This is a genomic window from Parabacteroides sp. Y3-G-102, from assembly GCF_023656845.1.
GTDB lineage: Bacteria > Bacteroidota > Bacteroidia > Bacteroidales > Tannerellaceae > Parabacteroides > Parabacteroides distasonis.
This window is the reverse complement of sequence record NZ_JAMOKU010000085.1, coordinates 1-6697: the sequence shown is the minus strand read 5'-3', so window position 1 is coordinate 6697 and position 6697 is coordinate 1. Positions and strand designations below refer to the sequence as shown.

The 6697-nt window shown below is 44.0% G+C and carries 4 protein-coding genes; all 4 read left to right on the top strand.

Annotated elements, in window-relative coordinates:
- Positions 1-185 precede the first annotated feature (185 nt).
- Positions 186-1364, top strand: coding sequence for an IS4 family transposase (locus NBH16_RS22960; RefSeq protein ID WP_233554304.1), 1179 nt, complete (start codon positions 186-188; stop codon positions 1362-1364).
- Between the two features lie 238 nt (positions 1365-1602).
- Positions 1603-4767 carry a SusC/RagA family TonB-linked outer membrane protein gene (locus NBH16_RS22955; RefSeq protein ID WP_250789123.1) on the top strand — a complete coding sequence of 1055 codons (3165 nt, stop codon included), beginning with the start codon at positions 1603-1605 and terminating at the stop codon, positions 4765-4767.
- A gap of 14 nt (positions 4768-4781) precedes the next feature.
- A complete protein-coding gene (locus NBH16_RS22950; RefSeq protein ID WP_009276901.1) occupies positions 4782-6323 on the top strand; it encodes a RagB/SusD family nutrient uptake outer membrane protein in 1542 nt (513 codons plus the stop codon).
- Between the two features lie 126 nt (positions 6324-6449).
- Positions 6450-6697 (top strand): hypothetical protein (locus NBH16_RS22945; RefSeq protein ID WP_250789122.1); only part of this gene is annotated, 248 nt, incomplete at its 3' end.

Below are 6697 nucleotides of genomic sequence, written 5' to 3'. Positions count from 1 at the left end.
ATGATAATTAAAAACACAAAGTTCGACAACTTTCTACAGAAAAAAAAACGATCCGGATCACTACTGTCCAAAGAAAAAATCTTGGACATGGTTTAAATTGGCTATATTCAATTAGTTATACAAATTTGATTTTTTCGAGATTTGATTTTGTTCTTTTGCAAATTGTATTGCAAGAGACCGAAATCATGAATCAAGGAAAGACCATATTCGCTCAGATCATGTCGCTCATACCAAGATATGAATTCGACAAGTGCGTAAAGAGATACAATGGCAATAGACATGCCATCGAGTTCAAATGCAGAGACCTGTTTATGGTGATGAGCTTTGCGCAGTTCACTGACCAAGTTAGTCTCCGCAGCATTGATGCAACGCTGGTTGCACTCTCTTCCAAACTCTATTCGAGCGGAATAAAGTATATCCAACGTTCCACTTTGGCCCATATCAATGAGACCAAGGATTGGCGTATATATCATGATTTCGGTCAGATTCTGATTGCTTGGGCAAGAGAACTGTACCAAAATGAGCCTTCCCGTCTTGACGTGGACGGTATCGTGTACGCCTTTGATAGCAGCACTATCAAGTTGTGCCTTCAGCTTTGTCCATGGGCTCGTCTGCATCATGACAAAGGCGGTGTAAAGATGCATACGCTGTTGGATCTGCGTGGTTCCATACCAACATTCATCTATCTGACAGAGGCTGCCATCCATGACTCTAAAACAATGAGTTTGATTCCTGTAGAACCAGGAAGCTATTATCTCATGGACAAAGGCTACATCGATTTCAAGCAGTTGTTTAATCACTCTCATCGTCAGCAAGCGTTCTTTGTAACAAGAGCCAAGGATAATATGAAATATGAAGTGCTGGAGGAACGCCCCGTAGACAAGCAGACTGGAGTTGTGAGTGATTCCACTATTAGGCTTACTGGACAGAAAACCTCCCAATGGTATCCAGACACACTCCGCATGGTTATTTATGAGGATTATGCTACCGGAAACATTTATAGATTTCTGAGCAACGATTTCACTCATTCCTACCTGACTATAGCGGAACTCTATAGAGAGCGCTGGCAAGTGGAATGTTTCTTCAAATGGGTCAAACAGCGACTGCATATCAAGTCGTTCTACGGAACGAGCCAAAATGCTGTATTCTCGCAGATTTGGATTGCCATATGCGATTATCTGCTGCTTGCCATTGCTAAGAAAGTATATCATATTGATCAAAATCTTTATATATTATCCGCTGCCATTGGTAAAGTCCTCTTTGAAAGGAAACCTTTAGGTGAACTATTTGTTAAACCCAAACGTCCTCAGAATGACTCCGATGATGGTCAGTTGACCTTATGGGAAAATTTCTTTGGACAGTAGTGGATCCGGATAAAAACATTACCGTGGCCGCATACAATATGTTATAAAACAAAAAAAACATTTATTAACAAAACATACAACATCCCAGTAATAAATTCATCTATTTTTCCTTTGGAAAATGAACAGGAATTCCATATATGGAAAAGAAATTTCCAAATACGGAAAAACATTACAAAAAACACAAGAAGTCATCTTTGTTGACTCTTTGAAACATTATTAATATAAAAAACTAAAAGTCATGAAACAAACATTGTTTCTATTGCCTAAAGACGACAGCAGGAACTCTGCTGACAAACAGACACACAAAAAAAAAGCTACACTATGTCTTTGCCTTTTCTTGTGTACTGGAGTTGCTTTCCCAAACGATCTTGCGGCAAAAGCCGCTATCTCTTCCAACAGCCGGATGAAGGCTGGCACGCTTATCCAGCAACAAACAAAACGGGTAAGCGGAACGATCACAGACTCCAGCGGAATACCGATCATCGGCGCCAATGTGGTAGAAGATGGAACGACTAATGGAACGATCACAGATTTCGACGGAAAATTCGTGCTGGAAGTAAATACCAGAGCGACCTTACGAATTTCTTATATCGGATATATCGAAAAGAAGATTCAAATAGCCAGTCAATCTGTATTAAACATTCAATTGACAGAAGACACACAAAACTTAGATGAGGTGGTAGTAGTCGGCTATGGAACACAAAAGAAAGTGAACCTGACCGGTGCTATCAGTAATATCAAGGCTGACATGATGGAGAACCGAACAACCTCCAATGCGGTGAATATGATGACCGGACAAGTTTCCGGCGTAACGATCATCCAGAATACAGGACAGCCGGGCGCTGACGCCGGTTCTTTACGCGTACGTGGCGTGGGAACTCTTGGAAAGGCCGAGGCTATGGTTATCATAGACGGGGTAGAGTCGAGCCTAAACAGCGTAGACCCCAATGATATACAAGACATCTCTATATTGAAAGACGCAGCGGCCTCGTCTATCTACGGTGTGCGTGCCGCAAATGGCGTAATCTTGGTAACGACCAAGAAGGGAGCCGCAGGCAAGACCAACGTCTCCTATAACGGATACGTTGGCTGGCAATCCGCTACCCGTCTTCCCAAGTACTTGGACTCGTACGGATATGCGACACTATTAAATGAGGCATATGCGAATGACAATATGCCTAAGCCTTATGACGAAACAGCCCTGAAAAAGTTCCAAGATGGAAGCGATCCCGACCATTTTGCCAATAGCGATTGGCTGGGAACCCTACTAAGCGAAAACGGGTTGTTTCATAATCATCATCTAAATGTAACGGGAGGTTCTGAGGCGATCCGTTATTCTGTATCCTTTGGTTTCCACGATAAAAAAGGTTTGATACCGAACATGAATTACAATAAGTTTAACGTTCGAGCCAACCTTGACGCAAAGGTCAACGACCGTCTCGACTTCTCTTTGAACATGGCTGCCTATCGGGATCGCCAAGCAGAACCCGCGATAGGTATTTCCAATTTGGGCAGGACAGGGGATGGAGCTTCCAATATCATACACTACGCGTTCCGCGAGACACCAGTAACACCGATTCAATTCCAAAACGGACAATACGGGCTTTTCAAGAATGAGCATAACTCCGTGGCTACCGCTAGAGAAGGAGGTTTAAGCCGAATATACAACAACAACTTCCAAGGAAGCGCATCTTTCGTATATAAGATTATCGAAGGGCTGACCCTTTGCGGTAATGCCGGAGCGATATTCAACTTATTGGATCAACATGTCTTCTCCAGAAGTATCAATTTCTATAGCGCAGATTCCAAGAACCCGATCAAGACAACTCGGAACATGGCGCAAAACTATGACAAGAAGATGCTGGAAATCAATCTGCAAGCCTACTTGAATTACGAGAAGACTTTCGGAAAGCATGGCATCAAGGCTTTAGCCGGATACTCTCAACTATATAACCAATATCGATATGTATCGGCTTTACGTAAAGACCTGCCTTCCAGCAACAGCTTAGGAGAGATCAACGCCGGAAACGTGACTACGCAGGAGACTCAAGGTAACTTGGTGGAATATGCGCTCCGATCGGCCTTCGGACGTATTAATTACTCGTTCGACGATCGGTACTTACTGGAGGGCAACATCCGTTATGACGGAACTTCCAGATTCCCTAAAAACAGCCGATTCGGAGCTTTCCCCTCTTTCTCGGCCGGCTGGAGAATCTCGGAAGAGGATTTCTTCAAAGCCTCTTGGGTAGATAACCTAAAACTACGCGCCTCTTGGGGACAGTTAGGAAACCAAGAGATCGGCAATTACGCATTTTATAACACCTATGCGTTTGGCTATGACTATAGCTATAATAACGTGTTAACCCCGGGAATCTCTATCACGCCGACAATGGCCAACAAGAATATAACATGGGAAACTACCAGTCAAGTCGATGTGGGTGTTGACGCGGATTTCTTGAATGGCAAGCTCTCATTCACGGGTGACTTCTTCTTGAAAAACACAAGTGACATCTTACTGAGCCTGCCGATCCCTGAGATTGTAGGTGTTGACGCTCCTATGCAAAACGCAGGTAAAGTAAGGAATACAGGCGTCGAGTTGTCTCTTAGGCACAACAACAATATCCGTGATTTCAATTATCACGCGACATTCAACATAAGTTACGTACACAATGAGATCACAGATCTAAGTGGTGGTGATATACCGGGACGTTCCGTTGGAGATCCGATCAATAATATCTATGGATATGTTTGCGAGGGTATTTTCCAAAATCAAGCCGAGATTGACGCTCATCCCAAGCAAGTCATGGGAACTCCGGTACCCGGAGACTTGAAATACGCCGACTTGAACGGCGATAAGGTCATCGATGAGAAAGATCGTAAGTCACTTGGTAACTATTTCCCGAAATTGAACTTTGGGTTAAACCTAGGATTTAATTATAAGAATTTCGATTTCTCCACATTGCTGCAAGGAGCGGGGATGGTAGATGGAATCGTAAAGGCCGAGATCAGCAGGGCATTCTATAATGGAGGCAAAGTAACAGAAGCCCATTTGGACCGTTGGACTCCGGAGAACCCGGATGCCACATATCCTCGCTTGTCTATGAGAAATTCGAATAAGAACTGGCAGACATCAACATTCTGGATGCAAAACGCAGCATACGTAAAGATGAGAAACCTACAGATTGGCTACACCATTCCGTCTAAGTTATTGGCAAACTCGGGAATCAGTCGCTTACGCTTCTATTTCAGCGCGGACAACTTATTCACGATCACAGGATTTGACGGGGCAGACCCCGAAGCGGCCTACGACTTCAACAATCAAGCTTCCACAGAGCTGAGCCGCGGAGGTAGCTATTATCCTTTAACAAGGAACTATTCATTTGGTGTTAATCTATCATTCTAAAAAATTAAGCAATTATGAAACTTAAATATTATTTAGTATCACTCGTATTATTAGCGGGAACTAGCTGTAATGACGGTTTTCTGGATCGTGCCCCGAAAGATCAATTGTCTGATGTCTCTTTCTGGAAAGATGCCCAAGACGCAACTCAATACACAACGGGGACTTACCGATATCTAATCGCCCCGGAAAACCATATCATCATGACCGATTGCTATACGGATAACGCCGTACCGGTACACGTAGGTGCCGAACAAGGACAGTTATCCGCAGGAACAGCGACTGCCTCCAACCCTCACTTCAAACAAGTATGGCAGAGGGCCTACGACGGTATCTGCCGATGCGAGGTCTACATGGCAAACATCGAACAGGTGGAAATGGACGAAGGCAAGAAAACCATCCTTACGGGAGAGATTACTTTTTTACGAGCCTTCTTCTATTCAACGTTGGTGAAATATTTCGGCGGCGTGCCTATCTTGACACATGCACTTGAGCTAAACGAACCTATCCCAGCACGTAACACGGAAGAGGAAGTGTATGAGTTTATCGTAAAGGAGCTGGACAAAGCAGCGGAAGTACTGCCAGAAAAACGGACCGAGTCCAGCGAGATAGGGCGTGCTACCAAAGGAGCCGCATTAGCGCTAAAAGCCAAAATGAGCATTTATTTCCATAAATACGAAACCGCCGCTAAAGCTGCCAAGGAGGTTATGGATCTTGGGGTTTACGGATTATTCGAGAATTACGAGAACCTGTTCTTACCGGAGTATGAGAATAACAAGGAAGTCATCTTTGACCGCCAATATGTACAAAACGCATATAACTCTACGATCGGAAGCTTGATCGACCAATACTTCGGCCCCCTAATGATGGGTGGATGGGAAGCCTTGTCACCAACGCAAGACCTAATAGACGCTTATCCTTGCGTAGATGGGAAATCCATTAAGGAATCCAAACTTTATGATCCGGCGAAACCTTTCGAGAACCGCGATCCTCGCCTAGCGTACTCGATCCTTTGGGATGGACAGGAATTGGCAGGGAAAACATACGATTCAAATGGCATGGGTAACGGAAACGCTACTCGCACGGGCTATAGCATGCGAAAATATGTCAACCCCAAAAATGACGGCAACAATGAGTATGGCTGGACAAATTTCATTTACATCCGTTATGCCGATATCCTATTAACATACGCCGAGGCTCAGAATGAGCTAAAAGGGCCTGACAAATCAGTATATGCCGCAATCAACCAGGTTCGCCAACGCCCCAGTGTAGAGCTTCCTCCCCTCCCGGATGGATTAAGCAAAGAGCAAATGCGTGAGGCTATCCGCTTGGAAAGACGTTTGGAGTTCACGTTCGAAGGAATCCACCTGTTTGACTCACGCAGCTGGAAAACAACAGAGGCTGACGTGAAGAAGCCTGTATACGGGAAATTAGTAGACGGAAAGCACGTATTCATAGAGCAAAGGAACTTTAATCCGAATAGGGATTATCTATGGGCTATTCCTCTAACTGAAATCGACCTTTCTAAAGGAGCTCTTGTTCAAAACAATGGATATTGATCCTTTCGAATGGACAAACCGCAAGTAAAAGAAAAACCGGAAGGATTCATATCCGACCGGTTTTTTTAGATAAATTTCATATTATATGTAGAATAACTACTTTTGTCGAATATACATATCCGCTTTATGAACAAAAAACATCTATTCGCACTGTTGTTTACATTACTCGTATGGACGAGCTGTAACAACCAACAACATTTTATCACCGACACCGCTTACCGAGCTGAGGTTGAGAACGATTTCCAAGCGAAACAGGCCGCCCTGCCTAACGGAGACCTTTTCGCAGTATTTAACGATCAAATGACTCCCGAAGAGAGGGAGGCGTTAACCTTTATGTACGCCTATATGCCGATTGGAGACATCACGGACTATAA